This is a genomic window from Stenotrophomonas maltophilia, from assembly GCF_025642255.1.
GTDB lineage: Bacteria > Pseudomonadota > Gammaproteobacteria > Xanthomonadales > Xanthomonadaceae > Stenotrophomonas > Stenotrophomonas maltophilia_P.
Map to the genome: position 1 here is coordinate 22,310 of NZ_CP106759.1, position 20,577 is coordinate 42,886.

Annotated in this window: 16 protein-coding genes; 5 read left to right on the plus strand and 11 right to left on the minus strand. The window is 67.0% G+C overall.

Going from position 1 to position 20,577, the window contains the following annotated elements:
• Positions 1-336: 336 nt before the first annotated feature.
• The 3 genes from N8888_RS00090 to N8888_RS00100 form a co-directional block, all read right to left on the minus strand.
• Positions 337-1,047 (minus strand): 2OG-Fe(II) oxygenase, encoded by a 711-nt coding sequence (locus N8888_RS00090; protein WP_074902476.1) that lies wholly within the window; start codon positions 1,045-1,047, stop codon positions 337-339.
• A gap of 107 nt (positions 1,048-1,154) precedes the next feature.
• Positions 1,155-2,171 carry a class 1 fructose-bisphosphatase gene (locus N8888_RS00095; RefSeq protein WP_263176658.1) on the minus strand — a complete coding sequence of 339 codons (1,017 nt, stop codon included), beginning with the start codon at positions 2,169-2,171 and terminating at the stop codon, positions 1,155-1,157.
• A gap of 210 nt (positions 2,172-2,381) precedes the next feature.
• Complete coding sequence (locus tag N8888_RS00100; protein ID WP_263176660.1) at positions 2,382-3,584, minus strand: amino acid aminotransferase; 1,203 nt, start codon at positions 3,582-3,584, stop codon at positions 2,382-2,384.
• A gap of 171 nt (positions 3,585-3,755) precedes the next feature.
• Between N8888_RS00100 and N8888_RS00105 the strand changes: the two genes are divergently transcribed.
• Positions 3,756-5,870 (plus strand): TonB-dependent receptor family protein, encoded by a 2,115-nt coding sequence (locus N8888_RS00105; RefSeq protein ID WP_263176662.1) that lies wholly within the window; start codon positions 3,756-3,758, stop codon positions 5,868-5,870.
• Between the two features lie 25 nt (positions 5,871-5,895).
• Here the strand turns inward: N8888_RS00105 and N8888_RS00110 are convergent, their stop codons facing one another.
• Complete coding sequence (locus N8888_RS00110) at positions 5,896-6,240, minus strand: hypothetical protein (protein ID WP_065182172.1); 345 nt, start codon at positions 6,238-6,240, stop codon at positions 5,896-5,898.
• Positions 6,241-6,385: 145 nt separating this feature from the next.
• Between N8888_RS00110 and N8888_RS00115 the strand changes: the two genes are divergently transcribed.
• From N8888_RS00115 to ligD, 3 genes are all read left to right on the plus strand, one after another.
• Positions 6,386-6,784: a hypothetical protein gene (locus N8888_RS00115; RefSeq protein WP_053516083.1), complete on the plus strand. Its 399-nt coding sequence runs from the start codon at positions 6,386-6,388 to the stop codon at positions 6,782-6,784.
• 104 nt (positions 6,785-6,888) lie between these two features.
• The gene (locus tag N8888_RS00120) at positions 6,889-7,809 is read left to right on the plus strand and encodes a non-homologous end joining protein Ku (protein WP_053516081.1); all 921 of its coding nucleotides are present in this window, start codon (positions 6,889-6,891) and stop codon (positions 7,807-7,809) included.
• Between the two features lie 3 nt (positions 7,810-7,812).
• On the plus strand, positions 7,813-10,266 hold the full coding sequence (ligD, locus tag N8888_RS00125) for a DNA ligase D (protein WP_263176664.1): 2,454 nt from the start codon (positions 7,813-7,815) through the stop codon (positions 10,264-10,266).
• Between the two features lie 36 nt (positions 10,267-10,302).
• On the opposite strand, the gene N8888_RS00130 is transcribed toward ligD, so the two are convergent.
• The 5 genes from N8888_RS00130 to ttcA all read right to left on the minus strand — a co-directional run bounded on the left by N8888_RS00130 (position 10,303) and on the right by ttcA (position 16,357).
• Entirely contained in the window at positions 10,303-13,104 is a 2,802-nt protein-coding gene (locus tag N8888_RS00130; protein ID WP_263176666.1) for a TonB-dependent receptor, read from the minus strand.
• 119 nt (positions 13,105-13,223) lie between these two features.
• Positions 13,224-13,619 (minus strand): hypothetical protein, encoded by a 396-nt coding sequence (locus tag N8888_RS00135; protein ID WP_193395684.1) that lies wholly within the window; start codon positions 13,617-13,619, stop codon positions 13,224-13,226.
• A gap of 36 nt (positions 13,620-13,655) precedes the next feature.
• Positions 13,656-14,435, minus strand: coding sequence for a M48 family metallopeptidase (locus N8888_RS00140; protein ID WP_263176669.1), 780 nt, complete (start codon positions 14,433-14,435; stop codon positions 13,656-13,658).
• Positions 14,436-14,494: 59 nt separating this feature from the next.
• On the minus strand, positions 14,495-15,400 hold the full coding sequence (locus N8888_RS00145) for a recombination-associated protein RdgC (protein WP_065174082.1): 906 nt from the start codon (positions 15,398-15,400) through the stop codon (positions 14,495-14,497).
• Between the two features lie 36 nt (positions 15,401-15,436).
• Entirely contained in the window at positions 15,437-16,357 is a 921-nt protein-coding gene (gene ttcA, locus N8888_RS00150; RefSeq protein WP_197600186.1) for a tRNA 2-thiocytidine(32) synthetase TtcA, read from the minus strand.
• A 91-nt stretch (positions 16,358-16,448) separates the two neighbouring features.
• Here ttcA and N8888_RS00155 point away from each other — a divergent pair, with 91 nt between their 5' ends.
• Complete coding sequence (locus N8888_RS00155; protein WP_053516066.1) at positions 16,449-16,652, plus strand: YdcH family protein; 204 nt, start codon at positions 16,449-16,451, stop codon at positions 16,650-16,652.
• Between the two features lie 122 nt (positions 16,653-16,774).
• On the opposite strand, the gene plsB is transcribed toward N8888_RS00155, so the two are convergent.
• The gene (plsB, locus tag N8888_RS00160; protein ID WP_197600185.1) at positions 16,775-19,411 is read right to left on the minus strand and encodes a glycerol-3-phosphate 1-O-acyltransferase PlsB; all 2,637 of its coding nucleotides are present in this window, start codon (positions 19,409-19,411) and stop codon (positions 16,775-16,777) included.
• Positions 19,411-20,364 carry a hypothetical protein gene (locus N8888_RS00165; RefSeq protein WP_263176672.1) on the minus strand — a complete coding sequence of 318 codons (954 nt, stop codon included), beginning with the start codon at positions 20,362-20,364 and terminating at the stop codon, positions 19,411-19,413. Before N8888_RS00165 ends, plsB begins: the two co-directional genes overlap by 1 nt.
• Positions 20,365-20,577 lie beyond the last annotated feature (213 nt).

Consider the following 20,577-nt stretch of genomic DNA (forward strand, 5'->3'; position numbering starts at 1 on the left):
ACACTTTTCTGGCTTGGCATGGCATTTCTATTGATGCTTCCGGTGAACTTCCTCGTGGTGACTATTGGCAGAATTCTGTCAGGCGAGGCCTGGGGAGAGAAGGACATGGTAGGTCTTGGCATGGCGATATTCGGAGTAGCGGCGGCCGTCATTCTGTATAGACGGCGCTCGCTCGGAAGCTCTCGACGACAAGGCAATCGTTGACGCTGATGTCAGTCGTCCGCTGTGTCGCCTTTTCCTTACGCCGCGTACCGGATGTATTGCTCGACGGCTCTCCAGCAGGCGCTGGCAGGACCACCGACCTGCCAGAACCTATCCGGCGATGCCCGTGATGCCTCACCCACCCCCAAACAACTTCTGCGCACTCTGGAACAGGATCCAGCTCGTCGCGATGAACTTGTCGCCGCCCTGCGGCCGATTGCCGCGATGGGTGTGGGTGAAGGCGGTCGGGGCGATCAGCAGGCTGCCGGTACGCGGTGCGATCTTGCGGCCCTGGAACAGGAACTCGGTTTCGCCTTCGTCGAATCCATCATTGAGGTACAGCGTCCACAGTACATGCCGGTGCAGCGTTTCGGCCTGCGCATCCTTCGGGTACAGCTCGCAGTGCCAGTACGGGTAACCGCCCTCGCCTGCGGCATACCACTGCAGGTTGATCGCGCCCGGGCGCAGGCAGGTGCGCGCCAGGTCGGCCAACTGCTGCTCCGGCATGTCGGGGAAGTCCTCGGCCGACAGGCGTCGCGGCTGACCGTCGCTGTCCTGGATCTGCAACATCAACGGTGCGATCAGCGCCTGTGGATAACGGCGTAGATAAGTCAGCAGGCCCTTGAACACGGCCTGCTGCAGCTGTACGTCGACGTCCTGCCAGCCCTCCAGGCCGCTGATGCGCAGGTCCTTGCTGTGCTTGAGTTCCGGGAACACGCCGCTGCCGACGGCACCTGGCATCAGGCCGCGGGTGGCACGCAGGCGCTCGACGATGGCAGCACAGACCTCCGTGGGCACCGCGTTGTGGATGACTTCGATGAAATCGACCGGGCCCTGCTCGTGCATGCGTGCATTCCTTCGGCGGCAAGGGCTTGATGGTGCCGTTTGCCGCCGTCGGTGTCACCCCACGGTCATGTCATCGAACTGCCATGAGCGTGGCCGCAGTGCGCCGCTCAGGCCTGTGCGGCGTCGTGCTGGTGGTGGTAGCGCACCGCCTCGGCCACTTCCTCGCGCGAGCCGAGAAACACCGGCACGCGCTGGTGCAGCTGGTCGGGCTGGATGTCGAGGATACGCTCGCGGCCGGTCCAGGCGGCACCGCCGGCCTGCTCGACCAGCAGGCCCATCGGGTTGGCTTCGTACATCAGGCGCAGCTTGCCGGCCTTGGACGGATCCTTCCGGTCCCACGGATAGATGAAGACGCCACCGCGGGTCAGGATGCGATGCACATCGGCCACCATGCTGGCGATCCAGCGCATGTTGAAGTTCTTGCCACGCGCGCCTTCCTTGCCAGCCAGCAGATCGCCGACGTAGGCCTGCATCGGTGCTTCCCAGTGGCGCTGGTTGGACATGTTGATGGCGAATTCCTGGGTGGCCGCCGGAATCTGCATGTTCTCGGTGGTCAGCACGAACTCGCCCTTCTCGCGATCCAGGGTGAAGGCATGCGTTCCGTGGCCCACGGTAAGCACCAGCTGGGTGCTCGGCCCGTAGATGCAGTAGCCGGCCGCGATCTGCTTGCTGCCCGGCTGCAGGAACGCGTCATCGCCCGGCAGTTCGACGTTGGTCGGGCAGCGCAGCACCGAGAAGATGGTGCCGACGGAGACGTTGACGTCGATGTTGGAGCTGCCGTCGAGGGGATCGAACAGCAGCAGGAAATCGCCGCGCGGATAGATGTCCGGCACCGGCTGGCTGTGGTCCATTTCCTCCGAGGCGCAGGCGGCGAGGTGGCCACCCCAGGCGTTGGCTTCGAGCAGGATCTCGTTGCTGATGACATCCAGCTTCTTCTGCGCCTCGCCCTGCACGTTGCCGGTACCGGCGTCGCCGAGCACGCCGCCGAGGGCGCCCTTGCTGACGGCGATGGAGATGCTGGTGCAGGCGCGGGCGACGACCGCGATCAGCTGACGCAGGTCGGCATTGATGCGGCCGGCGTGCTGTTCCTGGATCAGGAAGCGGGTCAACGAGGTACGGGACATGGGCGGACAGGTCTCGGCAGCGGGAAAACGCCTATTGTCGCCCGTCTGGCCGCTGCGTGCGTGAGCGCGGGAAGGCGTAATCGTTTCCAGATGCGCTCGTAGCGCCTTCCTTTTGTCGAGGCTCGTGGGAAGGGGAAGGCGATGCAGGACACGCTGCAAAAACAAAGGCGCCTTCCGGCGCCTTTGTCTTCAAGCCACTGGAGCGTGGGTTCAGCCCTTGGCCACGGTGGCCACGGCCTTGGCGACATACTCCAGGTTGCTCTGGTTCAGCGCAGCCACGCAGATGCGGCCAGTGCCGACAGCATAGATGCCGAACTCGTCGCGCAGGCGCTCGACCTGCTCGCGGCTCAGGCCGGAGTAGGAGAACATGCCCGCCTGCTCGTTGATGAAACCGAACTGCGGGGCGCCGGCGGCCGCCAGCTTCTCGACCAGGCCCTGACGCAGCGCGTGGATGCGTTCGCGCATCTCGGTCAGCTCCTGCTCCCACATCGCACGCAGTTCCGGGTTGGTCAGTACACCGGCCACCAGCGCTGCACCGTGGGTGGAGGGGCTGGAGTAGATGGTGCGGATCACGCGCTTGACCTGCGACTGCACGGCCTTGGCGTCGGCGGCGGTCGGCGCCACCATCGACAGTGCACCCACGCGCTCGCCGTACAGCGAGAACGACTTGGAGTACGAGTTGGCGACGATGAAGCTGTCGATGCCGGCTTCGGCGATGATGCGCACGGCGGCGCCATCCTGCTCGATGCCCTTGTCGAAGCCCTGGTAGGCCATGTCGATGAAGGGGAACAGCTGGCGGTCCTTGAGCAGCTGCGCGACCTGCGTCCACTGCGTGACCGTGAGGTCGGCACCGGTCGGGTTGTGGCAGCAGGCGTGCAGCAGCACCACGCTGCCCGGCTGCAGCTTCTGCAGGTCGGCCAGCATGCCGTCGAAGTCGACACCGTGGGTCGCGGGATCGAAATAGGTGTAATCCACTACCTCGAAGCCGGCGGCACTGAACACCGCGCGGTGGTTTTCCCAGCTCGGGTTGCTCAGCGCGACGGTGGCGTGCGGCAGCAGCTTCTTGAGCACGTCGGCGCCGACGCGCAGCGCACCGCTGCCACCGACGGTCTGTGCGGTGGTGACGCAACCTGCGGCCAGCAGCGGCGAATCCTTGCCGAACACCAGCTCACGCGTCGCCTGCGTGTAGGCCGGAAGGCCGTCGATCGGCAGGTAGCCGCGCGGTTTGGCTTCGGCGGCGAGCTGCTGCTCGATCTGCTTGACGGCGCGCAGCAGCGGAATGCGGCCGCTCTCGTCGTAGTAGATGCCCACACCCAGGTTGACCTTGGTCGGGCGGCTGTCGGCGTTGTATGCCTCGGTCAGGCCCAGGATCGGGTCGCCTGGGACCAGTTCCACGTTTGCAAAGAAGGACACGGCGGTACTCGTTCGGTAGACGGAAAGGGGGAGGAATTGCGCCACGCGGCTTGCGGCATTTCGGCCGAAAACGGCCCATCGTAACAAAGCCTGCCGGGGCTGGCCGCCACCATCGTCATCCGCGGCCCCGTACCATGGCGTGCGTTGCCGACCGATCCATCAACCTGAATCATGAATCCTGCCGCACGCCGCAATCGCCTACCCCTGTCCGCCCTGCTGCTGTCGCCGCTGGTCGCGATGGCGGAGCCGTCCACGACCGCCCTGCCCCCGGTGCAGGTGCAGGCAGCCCGTGTGCAGGGGATCGATCCGTTCGCCCTGCCCGCCAGCCAGGATACGGTCTGGATCGATGCTGACCGCGCCGGCACCGGGGCGCAGCTGTCCGAAGCATTGGGCGGGGTGCCGGGCCTGCTGGCCCGCGACCGGCAGAACTTCGCGCAGGACACCCAGCTGTCGATCCGGGGCTTTGGCGCCCGCTCGACGTTCGGCGTACGCGGCGTACGCGTGCTGATCGACGGTGTGCCGGCGACCATGCCCGATGGACAGGGCCAGCTGTCGCACGCCAGCCTGCTGGGTGCCGAACGCGTGGAGGTGCTGCGTGGACCGTTCTCGGCGCTGTACGGCAATTCCTCCGGTGGCGTGCTGCAGGTGTGGAGCGCGCAGGGCCGGGCGGGCGACCCGTGGCGGCTGCGGCTCAGTGCGGGCGCGGACACGACCCTGAGCGTGGGTGCGCAGCTGCGCGGCGCGGGTCAGGTGCTGGACTACAACATCGCGGCCAACCACTTCCGTACCGATGGCTGGCGCGACCACAGCCGTGCCCGGCGCGAATCGCTCAACGCCCGCGTCGGCGGCGAACTGGCAGGCGGGCGGCTGGAGCTGCTGCTCAACGCGCTGGACGCACCCGATGCGCAGGATCCGCTGGGTCTGACCCGCGCGCAGGTGGCGGCCGACCCGCGCCAGGCCACCGCCGTCGCTCATCAGTACAACACCCGCAAATCAGTGCGCCAGCAGCAGGCCGGCCTGCGCTGGAGCCGCGAGGCCGGCGCGCAGCGGTGGCAGCTGATGGGCTATGCCGGCCAGCGCTCGGTCACCCAGTATCTGGCGATCCCGCCGACGGCCCAGGCCAACCCGTTGCATGCCGGCGGTGTGATTGACCTGGACAGTGGCTATGGCGGCCTGGACGCGCGCTGGAGCTGGCAGGGCGAGGTGGCCGGCCGACCGCTGGACCTGGTCGCCGGGCTCAGTGCGGACCGCCAGCGCCAGCAGCGCACCGGCTACGAGAACTTCGTCGGCAGCACACTGGGCGTGCGCGGGCGCCTGCGACGCGACCAGATCGACATCGTGCAGAACGTAGACCAGTTCGCCCAGGCCTGGTGGCAGTGGAGTCCGCGCTGGTCGCTGCTGGCCGGCGTGCGGCACAGTGCCGTGCGCTTCGAATCGGACGACCGCTACATCACCGACCGCAACCCGGACGACAGCGGCCACCGCCGCTACCGGGCCACCACACCCGTGGCCGGCATCAGCTTTGAAGCCCACCCGCAGTGGCGCCTGCATGCCGCCGTGGGCCGTGGCTTCGAGACACCGACCTTCAATGAACTGGGCTATCGCGCCGACGGCCAGGCCGGGCTGGCGCTGGATCTGGCGGCGGCGCGCAGCCGCACGCTGGAGATCGGCAGCAAATGGCATGCACAGGATGGAATGCAGCTGGATGCAAGCCTATTCCGTGCAGATACCGACGACGAGCTGGCCGTTGCCAGCAATATCGGTGGCCGCAGCACCTACCGCAACATCGGCCGTACACGGCGCCAGGGCATCGAACTGCAGTACCGGCAGCCGCTGGCCGAGCAGCTGGAACTGCAGCTGGCTTGGACCTGGCTGCAGGCACAGGTGCGGTCGCCCTATCTGACCTGTGCCGGCAGCGGCTGCCGTGTGCCCGATACCCGCGTGGATGCCGGTAGCCGCCTGCCGGGTGTTCCACGCCAGCAGGCCTTCGCCCGCCTGCAGTGGACGCCTGCGGACTGGCAGTGGGCGGTGGAGGCCACCGCGAGCAGCGATACCGTGGTGAACGACCTCGCCGACGAACGCGCGCCGGGTTACGCCCTGCTGCATCTGGAAGGGGGCCGCCAGTGGCGGCTGCCCGGAGGCGAGCTGCGTGCCTTCGCCCGGCTGGAGAACGTGCTTGACCAGGCCTACATCGGCTCGGTCATCGTCGACGATGGCAATGGCCGCTACTACGAGCCCGGCCCGGGCCGCCGTGCCAGTGTCGGCCTGCAGTGGTCATGGCGCTGACCTGACCGGCGGCGCCTGCGGGCCGTCAGTCGGGCGCCTTGGCCGGCACGAACGGTGAGGTCGGGTCGCTGGCCGGGAACGTTTCCTCCAGCGCCTCGTCCTGGTTGTCGCTGGCGTGCTGCTTGCGTTCGCGTCGCTTGAGCGGGCTCTCCTGCCCTCCCCGATGGCGGTCGCCGCCGTCCTTGCGGTCCAGCGCGGCCTGTTCAGCCTCGCGCTTCACGGGCAGATGCTCGCCGGACTGTGCGGCGTCGAAGAAGGGCGCGCCCGTGCCACGGAAGTCGGCATCATCGTTGTCGTGCTTGCCGCGCTGCTCGCCGGGAATTGGCGCACGGTTCTCGCGGAGCGGGTCTCGGGAGGTCTCTCGGCTCATGATCAGGTACCTGCGCATGGGGAGGACCACTACACCGCCACTGAGGTAAAGGCACCGCGAACCCTGCGTCATGAACATCTCTGTCACGGCTGGATAACGCTGCCGCCGGTATTCCTGCCCACCCGACCCGCTGCAGGAGCCGGTCATGCCCCGCCTGGAACGCCCCGCCCCGTCCGTGTTCAACGCCCTGCTCGATCCGCTCGGCCAGCGCACCGCGCAGCGCCGGACGCGTCGCCACGAAGATCCGCAGGCCGTGGCCCAGGATTACCTCCAGTACATGCTCAGCGATTACGAGGAACGCCGTGGTCACGGTCATCGCAACTGGCGTGACCTGTGCCCGGTGTATGCCTTCGCACTGACCACACATGCGGCGGACTGGCCGCGTGGGGATGCGGCCGATACCTGCGAGGAGCTGGCCGAGCATTGGGAACAGATGCGAGGGCAGTCGCGACTGGGCTGGTCGCAGGCGCGGCCGGTGGTGGAAGACGCATGGCGCGCGCTGGATCATATTCCGGCAGCGGCGGTAAGACCCCTGCTGCAGTGACCTGGCCGGGATGCTGCGCGCCGACCCGGCGTGCACGGCATCGACACGGGTGGTTTACACCCGGCACCGGAAGCTGACGGTCCTGCTCAAGCACAGGTGCGCGCATGGCCCGCCCGATCTGGACCGGAACACTCTCCTTCGGCCTGCTCAACGTGCCGGTGTCGCTGATGTCCGGCGAACGCAAGGTCGATCTGCAGTTCCGCATGCTCGATTCGCGCGACCGCAAACCGATCCGCTTCGAACGGGTCAACGCCGATACCGGTGAGGAAGTTCCGTGGAAGGACATCGTCAAGGCCTACGAGTACGACAAGGGTAGTTATGTCGTGCTGGAGGAAGGCGACATCCGTTCGGCGGCGCCCGAAAGCCATGAGACCGTGGAGGTGGAGACCTTCGTGGACGCGGCGCAGATCGATCCGCGCTACTACGAAAAGCCCTATCTGCTGGTGCCGGGCAAGAAGGCCGAGAAGGGCTATGTACTGCTGCGCGAGACGCTGCGCAGCACCGGCAAGGTCGGCATTGCACGGGTGGTCGTGCGTACCCGCGAGTATCTTTGCGCGGTGATGCCGCACGAGCACGCCCTGGTGCTGATGATCCTCCGCTATCCGCAGGAGCTTGTCGATCCGGAGGACCTCAAGCTGCCCACCGGCACCCTGTCCGAGTACCGCATCACCGGCAAGGAAACGGCGATGGCCGAGCAGCTGATCGAGTCGATGGCTGGCGACTGGGATCCGTCGCAGTATCACGACGAGTTCCGCGAGCGCCTGCAGCAGGTGCTCAACAAACGGATCAAGGCCAAGGGGGGCACCACCCGGGTGGACGAAGAGCCTGCACCGCGCGAGGACGCCACCACCAACGTGGTCGATTTCATGGCCCTGTTGCAGAAGAGCCTGGATGCGAACAAGCGAACCCCCGCGAGCAAGACGACCGCGCGCAAGGCGCCGGCGAAGAAGGCGGCCGGCAAGACAGGCAGGAAGACCGCGAAGAAGGCAGCGAAGAAGGCCGCGCCACGGCGCAAGGCAGGGTGATCCATGTCGCTGCATCAGTACCGGCGCAAGCGTCGGCTCGGCGGCGGCAACGGGCAGACGCCGGAACCGGACGACCAGCCGGCGCCGGGTGATCCGAAGCGGCGGCCGATCTTCGTCATCCAGCTGCACCACGCCAGTTCGCGCCATTTCGATTTCCGCCTCGAAATGGACGGCGTGCTCAAGAGCTGGGCGGTGCCCAAAGGGCCATCGCTGCGCGTTGGCGAGAAGCGGCTGGCGGTGGAAGTGGAAGATCATCCCCTGTCCTATGCCGGCTTCCAGGGCGATATTCCCGAGGGCCACTACGGTGCCGGTCACGTGGAGGTCTTCGACCACGGCACCTGGGCATGCGCGGGTGATCCACTGCAGGCGCTGGCAGCGGGCAAGATCGATTTCGTCCTGCATGGCCAGCGGCTGGCCGGGGGATGGAAACTGGTGCGGACCGCGATGAAGGGACGCCAGGTGCAGTGGCTGTTGATCAAGCGCGAGGACAGCGAGGCCCGCGACGCAGAGGCCGACGACCTGCTGCACGCGCCATTGCGTGAACACCCCGGGAGCGCGAAGAAGATGACGGGCAGGAAGACACGCAAGGCGGAGTCGCGCTGGCACGCGCGCGCGCTGAAACTGCAGGGCGCCCGCGACCGCCCGTATCCGCGTGCATTCAAACCACAACTGACCGACCACCGCGATGCCGCGCCCGATGGCGATCGCTGGCTGCACGAGATCAAGTGGGATGGCTATCGCCTGCTGGCCGATCTGCACGGCGGTGAAGTGAAGCTCCGCTCGCGCAACGGGCTGGACTGGACCGGGGACTTCCCTGAAGTCGTGCAGGCCGTGCAGGCGCTGCCGGTTGATGACGCGCGCCTGGACGGTGAACTGGTAGTGCTCGACGAGAAGGGTCGCAGCGATTTCGCCGCCCTGCAGCGGGTCATCGATGGCAGCTCGAAGGCGCCGCTACGCTACCTTCTCTTCGACCTGCCCGGCGTGGCGGGAGTGGACATCAGCGCGGCACCGCTGCTTGAGCGCAAGACGCTGCTCAAGGCGTTGATCGGCGACACGCCCGGAACGCTGGCGTTCAGCGATCACGTCCTCGGCCATGGGCCGCAGGTCTTCGCCGCCAGTGGTAAGGCCGGGTATGAGGGCATCGTCAGCAAGCAGGTGGACGCGCCCTACGTCAACGTGCGTGCGCGCAGCTGGGTGAAGGTCAAGCATGAGGATACCGATGAGTTCCTGATCGTCGGCCATACCGCGCCGAAGGGCTCGCGCGTGGGGTTCGGATCGTTGCTGCTGGCAACTCCCGACAAGGACGGCCTGCGCTACGTGGGTCGCGTCGGCACCGGCTTCGACGATGACAGCCTGCGCGCGCTGGCGCGGACGCTGAAGCCGTTGGCGGTGGAGGACGCTGCGGTGGCGCTGCCCGCGCACGTCCCGTTCCGCGCCGCCAGCGTGCACTGGGTGAAGCCAGTGAGGGTGGCCGAAGTGGCCTTCCGTGGCTGGGGCAAGGAGGGGCTGCTGCGACAGGCCAGCTTCAAGCGGCTGCGCAGCGACAAGAGCGGCGAGGATCTGGCGATGCCTGCAAAGACCACGAGCAGCGACGACGCGGTTGCCATCAGCCACCCTGAGCGTGTGGTCTTCGCGAAGAAGAAGATCCGCAAGGGCGACGTGGCCGACTACTACCGGCAGATGGCGCGCTGGATCCTGCCCGGGATCGTGGGCAGGCCCCTTTCGCTGCTGCGCTGCCCTGATGGCGCGGGCAAGGCCTGCTTCTTCCAGAAGCACCACGGCCCGGGCCTGGGCGACGCCGTGCATGCGGTCCCCCTGCAGCAGAAGAGCGGTCGCGAGGACTACGTCTACATCGACGATGTACGCGGCCTGCTGCAGCTGGTGCAGATGAACACGCTCGAGCTGCATCCCTGGGGCGCCACGGTTGCCGATCCCGAACATCCAGACCGGCTGGTATTCGATCTGGACCCCGGTGAGGGCGTCGGCTGGAACGAGGTCAAGGCCGGCGCGCGCGACGTGCGCGACCGGTTGCAGGAGATCGGCCTGCGCAGTTTCGTGCGGCTGTCCGGCGGCAAGGGCGTGCATGTGGTGGTCCCCCTGCAGCCCGCCGCCGACTGGGAACAGGCCAAGGCATTCTGCGAGGCCTTCGCGCAGGCGATGGCACAGCAGGCGCCCGAACGCTATGTGGCAACGATGAGCAAGGCCAAGCGCGGCGGTGTGATCTTCATCGATTGGTTGCGCAATACGCGTGGCGCGACCAGCGTCTGCTCCTGGTCGCTGCGCGCCCGCGAAAGTGCGGGCGTGGCGGTGCCGCTGCGCTGGGAAGAGCTTGCGCGGATCAAGGCGGCCGACGCCTTCCCGCTCGACAAGGCGCTGGCACGGGCCAAGCGCCTGAAGGCCGATCCGTGGCGGGGCATCGATGCGGTGAAGCAGACCCTGCCGTCGCTCGATCTGTAGGGCCGGGGCATTGGCCACGGCCCTGCAGCGGCGGGCTCAGAAGTCCGCGCGGATGCCGAAGGTGATACGACGGCCGGAGAACTCGTACTGGGTCGGGAAGGCCTTGTCGATGGTGTAGCCGGTGGTCTTCTCGTCGAGCAGATTGATCGCCTCCAGGTTCAGCTTCCAGGTGTCGGTGAGGCGGAACCCGATAGAGGCATCGAGCTGGCCATAGGCATCGCGGTAAACCGGATACATGTTCAGATGGATGTACTCGACGTACTTGTCCTTGTAGTTGTACGAGGCGCGCGCGCTGAAGCGATCGTTCTCGTAGTACAGGGTGACGTTGTACGCCTTCTCGGCCAAGCCTTCCGGCGGCGTCGGGATATCCAGGTCGGATGCACCGGTCAGCGAATTGTCGAGCTGGGTGTAGTTGGCATTGATGCCCCAGCCTTCCAGCGCCGGGTGCAGCATCGACAGCGGCAGCTGCGCGACCAGCTCCACGCCGGTGACCTTGTACGAGCCATCGGCGTTGACCGGCTGGTAGACCTCGAAGTCGTAGTAGCCGTCCAGCGAACCGTTGGCGTTGAGTTTCTCCACGTTCGGCACGATGCCGGTCAACGACTGCCGCACTACGCCGTCGATCTTCTTGGAGAAGTACGACGCGGCCAGCAGGCCACCGTTCTGCAGGTACTTTTCCAGGCCCACTTCCCACTGCCTGGCGGTGGTCGGCTTCAGTGCCGGGTTGCCGTCCATGAAGCGGAAGCTGCTCCAGCTGACGGTGCGGCGGTAGGCAATGTCGGTCAGCGACGGACGCATCAGTGTTTCCGAGGCAGCACCGCGCAGCACCAGGCCCTCGGCGATCTCGGCGGTCATGTTGAAGCTGGGCAGGATCCTGCTGTAGTCGCCGCTGCTCGAAATCGGCGTCGGCGTGTAGCCGTTGCTGCCATCGGCGTTCTGCACCGGATGGAAGCCGGACGAATCGACGTCGGTGTCGATCGAACGCACGCCGAGGTTGGCGTACACCGGTACCTGACCGATGTCGAAGTAGAGATCGGCCATGGCATACAGGGCCAGGGTCTTCTCCTTCACCTCGTAGTACTGGCCCGGATCGATCGGGGTTTCATAGCCCGGGTAGCGGAACGTAGCGCGCGCATAGGCGTTGGAAACCTGCTGCCAGTCCAGGTCGCTCGGGCGATACGCACCACCCGGTGCCAGCTGGCTGATCCACACCGGGTTGCTGTCGGCCAGCGTGCGCGTATTGACCCACGCGGCGCTGCCGGCGGTCGGGCCCTGGATCTTGCCGCTGCCGAACGCGCGTTCCTTGGTCTTGTCGGTGTAGCGCGCGCCGAACTGCACGCCGCTCAGTGCCGGGAAGAAGGCCAGGTTCATCTGCCGCCTCAGGTCGAGCTGCGCGGCGTACTTGTCATCCTTCACCTTCTCCAGCTCGGTTTCGTACGCTTCGAACAGGTACTTGTCTGCGGCGTTGTACATGTCGAAGCCGCCGGTTGTGCTCGGCACGGTCTCGCCGCCGTTGCGGGTCCAGCGCGTGCGCGACGGCGCGTAGGCCACGTGCTTGAGGTTGGCGTAGTCCGAGTCCTTGCGCGCGCCGGAGTAGCCGACCAGCGCGTCGATGTTCCAGTTACCCACCTTCCAGTCCAGCGTGCTGCTGAACTGACGGTAGTCGGTATTGGCGTTGCGTTCCTTGCTCAGGATTTCGTGCTGGGTGGCGGTGTAGGACACGTCCTTCAGCACGGTGATGCCGTAGGCCGACAGCGTGTCACGGTCGTAGTCGTGGATGGTGTCCAGCGTGCTGCGGCTGGAGGCCGAGTACGCTGCGGCATCGTACTCGTCCTCGTGTGTGTCGTAGCCGCCGAGCATGGCGTCGAAGCTGAGCGAGAACGTGTCGCTGGGCTTGAACTGCAGCGAGGCGGTGGCGCCCCACTGGTCCTGCTCGTTGAGGTAGACGCGGTCGCCGACCTTGTCCTGGAAGACAATCCGGCTGGTTTCATCCTTGTCCATCCGGTTGCTGACGACGATGCCGGCATCGCGCGCCAGCACCGCGGCGGCCTGCGAACCGCGCGTACCCGACGCCTCCAGGAAGCGGCCCATGGGACGGAAGTTGATGCCTGAGTTGGAGTCGGTGCGGTTGCTGCGCTTGGCCTTGGAGAACGACACCAGGCCGCCCCAGTTGCCCCAGGTGTCACTGGCGAGGAAGGAGATCTTCGGATCGATCTTGCCGTTGATCGAGTTGTGCGAAGCTTCGGCCGACGCACTGAACTTCGGCTCGGGGAAGTCGAATGGCTTGGCCGTTTCGATGTAGACCGAGCCGGCGATGCCGCCTTCCTCATCGGCGGCGGTCGGCGACTTCTGCACGGTCACCGTCTGCACCACGTCCGAGGCGAAGATGTCGAACTGCACGTCGCGTCCGCCACTGCCGGAGGCCGTCGCCAGGTTGTTGATCGAGACCAGGGTGAACTCGCTGGGCAGGCCGCGCACGCTGACCCTGCTGCCCAGGCCCTTGTTGCGTTCGATGGTGACGCCCGGCATGCGCTGCAGCGCTTCGGCGAGATTCTGCTCGGGAAAATCGGCCACGTCGGTGGCGACGATCGAGTCGGAGAAGCCGATGTTGGCGCGCTTCAGGTCGACGGCGCGCTCCAGGCTCCGTGCATAGCTGCCGGTCACGGTGACCGTGTCCAGCTGCTGCAGCTGTTGGCGGGTATCGCCTTCGATCGCCTCCTCGGCCATTGCTTCGACGGGCAGCACGGCCAGGCCGCCGATCAGCACCGCATGCACGGCGCGGGACAACAGCTTCGCTTGGGGGGCCGCGGCGGCGGCCTCCCGTGTCTGGTAACGCATCGGATGATTCCCCGGTTCCCTGTGGTGTCTTACGCCGCGCCTGTTCCCGGGTTCCGTGGGTACAGGCCCCTGCGCCGCGTTGCCGACGTTCGGCGGGCACCGAGCCTAGGGGGAGATTGTTAAGCCTGTGTTGCGCTGCGTGAGGGCCGACGTCCGAACCCCCATCCCAGCAGCAGCTGCACCGGCAGTGATACCAGCAGGCCGATGACGAACCAGCGTGGGAAATCCGCGCCGAGCGTCCACAGGCCGTAGCCTGCGCCCAGCACCAGCAGTGACCAGATCGAGGTGCCGTGCGCACGCGGCCAGCAGGGCGCGTAGTAGGTGGCGAAGGCGATCGCGGCGATGCCGCCGAGCACGGTGAACGCCAGGTCCCAGCCCAGCTGCGCTTCGCTGCCGGGATGCAGGCCGAGCAGCGCAGGCAGCCAGCCACCGGCACTGGTGACCAGGGCAAGCGCGAGCAACGCGCCAGCCAGGGCGACGATGGAAAGAAAGACAGTCTTGAGCATGCCGGGCATGGCCGCATTGTACGGCCGGACCGGCAGGGTGATGGCTTACAGCAGCTGCCTCAGCATCGCCTTCAGGCGTCGCCCTTCCTGCTGGAAGTAGTCGCGCTGCTCACGCCAGGCCGGGAACCGTTGCTCGACCTCCTGCCAGAACGCCGGCGAGTGGTTGGGCTGGATGAGGTGGCAGAGCTCATGCACCAGCACATACTCGAATGCCTGCGGACGCCCCAGGACCAGCGCAAGATCCAGGGCCATGCTGCCATCGGGAGCCAACGAACCCCACTGCGAGGACATCACCTTCAAGCGCAGGCGGCTGGGTGCCCGTGGCAGGCCGGGTAGATAGCGCGGCAGCCAGCGCCCCACGTCGGCGCGGGTCTGCGCCTCGAAGAACTCGCGCAGCAGACGGCGCAGGGTCGCGTCACCGGCGCGGGCCGGCCACTGCAGGCAGGCGCCGTGCTCGTCGATGTCCAGGCGTGCGTAGCGGCCTTCCTGCCAGCGCAGCGGCAGCAGCTCCCCGCGCAGGGGCAGCACTCCGTCCACGCCGGGCTGCAGCGGTGCGGGCAGGCCCTGGCCCTGGTACTGGCGCAGCTGCAGTGCCAACCAGTCGCGATGCTGCTCCAGGAAACGTTCGCCCATCACCAGGCTGGCGCGCGGCGGCAGGGTCAGGCGCGCGCCGCGTTCGTCGACGCTGAGCTTGATGCGGCGCGCGCGCGGATCGCGTACGCGCAGCACGTCGATCTCGGCATCCTCCAGGCGGAGGCGAACGGTATCGCGCTGCACGGTGGCGGGCAGTGTGGGCGAGATCAGGCGGCGCAGCAGGCGGCTCATGCAGCCAGCATAGCGCTGCTTCGGGCCGCTGGATGACCGGCGGCCCACGCGGTGCCTGTTCAGTCAGCCTTGCTGAGCTTGAACGCCTCTTCCAGCAGCAGGAACAGGCGGCGGATCTCGGCGCTCTGCAGGGCGAACCGTGCGTCGAACTCGGCGCGACGGCCCTCCTCGTCGGCATGCTCGAGCTGGTCCAGGGCGCCGTCGAGGAACTTCAGCTTGCGCACGATCAGGTCGTCGCCGATGACGAAGGACAGGTTGTCTTCGAAGATCAGCGCCAGCTTGGTCACCTGCTTGCCGGCGTCCAGGTGCTTGTCGATCTCGTCGCAGCGCAGTTCCTGGTGCTGGCACTTGACCACCGCACCGCCCTCCACCGGATCCTTCATCTCGCACTCTTCGCCCAGGCTGAGCCCGGTCGGCAGCGGTTCGCCGGCGATCCAGCCGGTCAGGATCGAACGCGGCGCGACTTCGGCGTTCAGCGGCATTGCCGGAAAGCTGCCGAGCAGGCCACGGATGTCGGACATGAAGTACTCGCCGGTCTTGCGGCTGGACGTATCCACCGCGACGTAGCCGTGCTGCAGGTCGATGAAGGCGTCGTTGCGCGAGGACTTCACGAAGGCGCGCGGCAGCAGTTCATGCAGCAGGTCGTCCTTCATGCGCTTGCGCTCGCGGCCGCCGGGGCGCCGGCCTTCCTTCTCCTCGATCTCCTCCAGCTTGCGCTCTAGCAGGTCGTTGACCACGGCTGCCGGCAGGATCTTGTCCTCGCCGCCAACCGTCAGCCACAGGTGCTCGGCGATGCGGTGCGAGAGCAGTTCCTTCTCCTCGCGGCCGAACGGTGAAATGAAGCCGCGCGAATTCATCTCCAGCGCGCCGACCGGCTTGAGCACGGCGTGCGGCAGCAGCGTATCGATTTCAGAAAAATCAGTGGCGGTCGGGAAACGGAAGAACGTCAGGTTGCGAAAGAACATGGATTTCCGGATGGCAAAGAGAAAGGGCGACCGACCTTATGCGGTGGGCGTCTCGGGATCTGCTTCGGCGTCGACCGGGGTACCGGCCAGCCAAGCATGGGCATCGGGCAGCGGTGCGTCATCGCGACGGCCCAGCGCCATGAAGTCGAACAGGGACGTGTCGGCCAGCTGCGAGGGCCGGACCTGGCCCATGGCGCGCGCGATCTGCTCGATGCGGCCGGGGTGGTCCCTGTCCCATTGCTTGAGCATCAGGCCGACCTGGCGGCGCTGCAGGTTTTCCTGGCTGCCGCACAGGTTGCAGGGGATGATCGGGAACCGGCGTGCCTGCGCGTACGCGACGATGTCGCTTTCGCGCACGTAGGCCAGCGGCCGGATCACCACGTGCCGGCCGTCATCGCTGCGCAGCTTCGGCGGCATGCCCGACAGCTTGGCGTGGTGGAACAGGTTCATGAAGAACGTGGCCACCATGTCGTCGCGGTGGTGGCCGAGCGCGATCTTGGTGAAGCCGTGGGTCTCGGCATGGTGATACAGCGCGCCGCGGCGCAGGCGCGAGCACAGCGAACACATCGTCTTGCCTTCCGGAATCACCCGGCTGACCACCGAATAGGTGTCCTGCTCGATGATGTGGTACGGCACCCCGAGCCCGGCCAGGTACTCCGGCAGCACATGCTCGGGGAAGCCCGGCTGCTTCTGGTCCAGGTTCACCGCCACCAGTTCGAACGGCACCGGTGCCTTCTTCTGCAGCTGCACCAGCATGTCCAGCAGGGTATAGCTGTCCTTGCCGCCGGACAGGCAGACCATGATCCTGTCGCCGGCCTCGATCATGCCGAAGTCGGCGATCGCCTCGCCCACCTGGCGGCGCAGGCGCTTGGCCAGCTTGTGCTGCTCGCGCTCGGCCACGCGCGGATCGCGGGGCGCGCGCGGCAGGGGATCGGGAAGGGAGATCACGGCACTCATGCCTTCCATTCTACCGGCTTGGAGCGGCCCCGGCCGGGGAACGGTCCGGCCCTCTCCCGGTGGTCATCATCGCTGTGTATGCTCGGAGGCCGTGGACACCTACAGCCCCGCCGAGATCGCCGAACGCCTCGCCGCCCTGCGCGCCGAGCACCGCCTGCTGGATGAACAGATCACCCGCATGGCGGCCAATGGCGAGGACGAGCTCGAGTCCAAACGCCTGAAGCGGCGCAAGCTGCAGCTGAAGGACTGCATCACCCGGCTGGAAAGCCTGCAGATTCCCGACGAGCCGGCGTGAGCCGGGTTCAGGTGGGTGCCAATCTTGGTTGGCCTCTGCCCTGGTAGGTGCCAACCTGGGTTGGCACGACTGGAAGGTGTGTGGACCAAGGTCTACACCTACCGTAGGACCCGGCGCGACCTTCAATCCTGCGGCGCAGGCTCGTCCGGGCGTGCGGCTTCCGGGCTGACCCGCTCGATGGTGTGGCGCAGTTCGCGACCGAGGATGAACTTGGCGTCCTTGGCCCAGGCATCCAGGCGCTGGTCGAACAGCAGCTTGCTGTTCTCGTCGGGCCATACCAGGCGCAGTTCGCGCAGCTTCTGGATGAAGCTGCGGAACAGGGCCTTGTCGAAGAACTCCGGTGCCGCCGGCGCGTAGAGCAGGCTCAGGCGCTGTGCGGCCTGCTGGCACAGGCTTTCCAGTTCGGCGGCGCCGAGCGTGCCCGGCCCGTTCTTCACCAGCACCGAAATGGCGATGTAGTAGCGCTCGAAGGCCTGCTGCAGGGAGTGGCCGATCGCACGCAGGCGGAACACTTCGTCGGTCTGCCCGGTGTTGCGGGCAAGAATGCCGCCATCGTCCTCGTTGACGTTCTGCAGCAGTCCCTCACGCACGAACACGTCGATGGTCTGGTCGATGCGCTGGGCGAACTCGTCCTCGGTCCACGGCAGGAACAGCTCGGCCTGCAGGAACGGGTAGACGGTGCGGCCCAGCTGGACCAGGCCGGTGCGGCTCATGCGGCGGTTGTTCTGGAAACAGCACGCCACCCACGAGGAGGCGGTGAACAGGTGCAGCACGTTGTTGCGGAAGTAGCTCAGCAGCACCGCGGTGTCGCCACTCACACTGAGCACGTCGCCCAGCGGGTGCTTGATGCGGGTGAGGACGTTGATCTCCTCGGCGTGGGCGATGATCCGCTCCGGCGAATGCGGAGTCACCGTCACCCGGTCCGAATACGGCATCTCGACCAGCAGGGTCTTGCACAGTTCGATCTGCGCGATCAGGTCCGCCTCGCCCATTGCATGCTTGGGCGTGGACAGCAGGGCCAATGCCAGCAGATTGATCGGATTGACGTCCGCCGCGCCATTGATGCGTTCCTGGATGCGCTCGGCCAGTGTATCGACAGTGGTCGACAGCCATGCCGGCTTCTCGTCTTCCGGCACCGCCTCACCCTTCCACTCCGGCGCCTTCTCGGCCAGCACGTCGTTCAGCGCGATCGGCTCGCCGAAGTTGACCACCACCTGCCCGTAGTTCTGCTTGAGCACCTTGGGGATGCCCCACAGCAGCTGCCAGATCGATTCCTTTTCCTTCGGTCGGCCGGAGAGTTCGTCCAGGTAGCTGCCGCCTTCCATCAGCTTCTCGTAGCCGATGTAGACAGGCTGGAACAGCACCGGCTTGCGCGGCTGGCGCAGGAAGGCACGCAGGGTCATCGAGATCATGCCGCCCTTGGGCTGCAGCAGGCGGCCGGTACGCGAACGGCCGCCCTCGACGAAGTACTCGATGGAATAGCCACCGGCCACCAGCTGCGCGACGTACTCGCTGAGCACCGCCGAGTACAGCGCGTTGCCGCGGATCGAGCGGCGGATGAAGAACGCGCCGCCCTTGCGCAGCAGCGTGCCGACCACCGGCAGGTTGAGGTTGATGCCGGCCACGATGTGCGGCGGCACGATGCCGCGGTCGTACAGCAGGTAGGACAGCAGCAGATAGTCCATGTGGCTGCGGTGGCTGGGCACGTACACCACTTCATGGCCCGGCGCGGCCGCCTTGAACTTGTCCAGATGGTGAACCAGCACACCGGCATAGATCCGGTTCCAGACATGGCTGAGCATGAAGCTGGCCGAGCGCACCACCGGGCTGGAATAGTCCGCAGCGATTTCCCAGGCGTAGGCATGCGCCTTCTTCCAGGCATCGGCCGGCTTGGAATTGTCGCGCTTGGCCTGCGCGGCGATCGCTTCGCGTACCGGCTCGGCGGCCAGCACCTGGTCCACCAGCAGGCGGCGGGTGGAAAGGTCCGGGCCGATCACCGATTCGCGGATACGGCGGAAATGGGTGCGCAGCACGCGTTGCAGCTTGCGCACCGTACGCTCAGGCTCCAGGCCCTCGTTGACGGTGGAGCGCAGCGAAATCGGCGGAGCGAAGCGGACGATGGTGCTGCGGCCGTTGAGCAGGACCGCCAGCAGGCGGCGGAAACGGCCGACCAGCGCCCAGTTCTCCGAGAACAGTACGGCAAACCACCCGCTCTGCTTGTCCGGCGCGCGGCCGACGAAGATCGACACGGGCACCAGGTGCACGTCCAGATCCTCATGCACGCGATGCGCCTGCAGGACCTTGGCCAGCGAATCGGAATGGGTCTTGGCGCCACGCTGCTCCGGAATCAGCGAGTTGCTGGAACTGCGCCGCGACAGTGCCAGGTAGGCGCGTTTGCGACCGGTCGGGTCGCCGGCCAGCGGCACCAGCGGTGACGGCAGGCCCGCCTGGCGGCACGCCTTGTCCAGGATCAGCGCATTGGACAGCCCGTAGTCTTCCAGCACGTACATCACCGGACGGCCATCGTTGTACTGGCCCGGATCCTCAGGTTCGATCTTCAGCGACAGCCACGGTTCGACCAGGCGGCCGAGCAGCCTTGCCCACAGCGGGCGGCGGCCAGGAGGACGGGCGTGCACGGGCGGCGGCACCGGATTCGGGCCGGTACTGGTCGAGGGGGACGCCGGCGCCGTTTCGGCGGGCGTCGACTGGGATTCTTCGCCGGGGAACGGCAGCGGGTTCTGTTTCGACATCGGCGCCATTATGGCTTAGGCGGCGGCATTGCCGCTTCTTCGCCTGCATCGGCGGGTTCGGCCGGGGCGGGCGCGGCTGCCGCACGGGCCGCGTCGGCCTGGCGCAGTATCGCGTCGGTATCGGCCAGAGTGCGGGTCAGGTACCAGTGACCTTCGCGCCGGCTCAGCGGCAGCTGCAGGGTCAGCTCGCGCCCGGCCAGGTCGTACTGCAGGCGGACCAGCGCGTTGTCGCCCTCCAGTGACAGCACTTCGCCGCGGATGCTGAGCAGGGCTTCGTCCACCCCCAGCCCGTAGCTGGCCAGCACGGCCTTGAGCGTGTGGATGAACGGCGCCAGCTGCTGCAGGCTGCCCTCCATCCCCGCGGCCTGCAGGCCGGCATCATCCTCGAAGCCGACCTGGGTGGCGGCGCCGACGAGCGCGGCGATGCTGCTGCGCGCCCGTGCGCGATCGCTGATCGGTGCGCCCTGCGCCCAGCCGGACAGGGCCTCCACCAGGGCGATGTAGTGGGCCTGCTGGCTGGGCGTGTATCCCTTCTGATGGCGCAGATACTGCACCCCGAAGTTGCCCATCGACTGCGCGGCCTGGCGCACCGCGCCGGACTGCCCGGCCAGCTGGCGGTCGAAACTGCGCTGCAGTTCGGCGCTGGCGCCGGGCCTGCGCAGGGCGGCCAGCATCGGCAGCAGCTGGTCACCCAGCGGCAGTTCGGTCAGCGGCCATTGGCTGTGTCCGTCCGCCCAGGCCTGCTGCAGCCGCTGGTACTGGCTGGGGGGCACCGACAGCTTCGCGTAGCCGAGCAGATCGTCCTCGGCCAGACGCTGCGCCATCGCCTGCACGGCGGCCACCGGTTCGGCTGCCGGTCGGGCCGGATCACTGCCTGGCTCGCGGCACGCGGCCACGGCCAGCAGCATCATGGCCGCCAGCCCCCACCCTCGTGCAGACTTCGTTCGCACTACCGTGCTCATGCCTTCGGACTCCCCGGACCGGTCCGCATCTTGCGGCCTGCAAGGTGACAGCGGCAAGCCGGGACGTCACGGTTTCCAGCCAAGGGGGTCAGATCCCCTCTGCTGCGGCAGAAGGGATCTGACCCCAGCGCCGCCACCGGGATAAAAAAAGAGCCCGGATCACGGGGATCACAGGCTCCTCAAGCCGGCTCGAGGCCGGAGGACAGTGTTGTG

What these genes read in the sequence shown, in the direction of transcription:
- N8888_RS00090 (WP_074902476.1), bottom strand. Translation starts at nt 1,047, where the DNA reads ATGCACGAGCAGGGCCCGGTCGATTTCATCGAAGTCATCCACAACGCG.
- N8888_RS00095 (WP_263176658.1), bottom strand. Translation starts at nt 2,171, where the DNA reads ATGTCCCGTACCTCGTTGACCCGCTTCCTGATCCAGGAACAGCACGCC.
- N8888_RS00105 (WP_263176662.1), top strand. Translation starts at nt 3,756, where the DNA reads ATGAATCCTGCCGCACGCCGCAATCGCCTACCCCTGTCCGCCCTGCTG.
- N8888_RS00110 (WP_065182172.1), bottom strand. Translation starts at nt 6,240, where the DNA reads ATGAGCCGAGAGACCTCCCGAGACCCGCTCCGCGAGAACCGTGCGCCA.
- N8888_RS00115 (WP_053516083.1), top strand. Translation starts at nt 6,386, where the DNA reads ATGCCCCGCCTGGAACGCCCCGCCCCGTCCGTGTTCAACGCCCTGCTC.
- N8888_RS00120 (WP_053516081.1), top strand. Translation starts at nt 6,889, where the DNA reads ATGGCCCGCCCGATCTGGACCGGAACACTCTCCTTCGGCCTGCTCAAC.
- ligD (WP_263176664.1), top strand. Translation starts at nt 7,813, where the DNA reads ATGTCGCTGCATCAGTACCGGCGCAAGCGTCGGCTCGGCGGCGGCAAC.
- N8888_RS00130 (WP_263176666.1), bottom strand. Translation starts at nt 13,104, where the DNA reads ATGCGTTACCAGACACGGGAGGCCGCCGCCGCGGCCCCCCAAGCGAAG.
- N8888_RS00135 (WP_193395684.1), bottom strand. Translation starts at nt 13,619, where the DNA reads ATGCCCGGCATGCTCAAGACTGTCTTTCTTTCCATCGTCGCCCTGGCT.
- N8888_RS00140 (WP_263176669.1), bottom strand. Translation starts at nt 14,435, where the DNA reads ATGAGCCGCCTGCTGCGCCGCCTGATCTCGCCCACACTGCCCGCCACC.
- N8888_RS00145 (WP_065174082.1), bottom strand. Translation starts at nt 15,400, where the DNA reads ATGTTCTTTCGCAACCTGACGTTCTTCCGTTTCCCGACCGCCACTGAT.
- ttcA (WP_197600186.1), bottom strand. Translation starts at nt 16,357, where the DNA reads ATGAGTGCCGTGATCTCCCTTCCCGATCCCCTGCCGCGCGCGCCCCGC.
- plsB (WP_197600185.1), bottom strand. Translation starts at nt 19,411, where the DNA reads ATGGCGCCGATGTCGAAACAGAACCCGCTGCCGTTCCCCGGCGAAGAA.
- N8888_RS00165 (WP_263176672.1), bottom strand. Translation starts at nt 20,364, where the DNA reads ATGAGCACGGTAGTGCGAACGAAGTCTGCACGAGGGTGGGGGCTGGCG.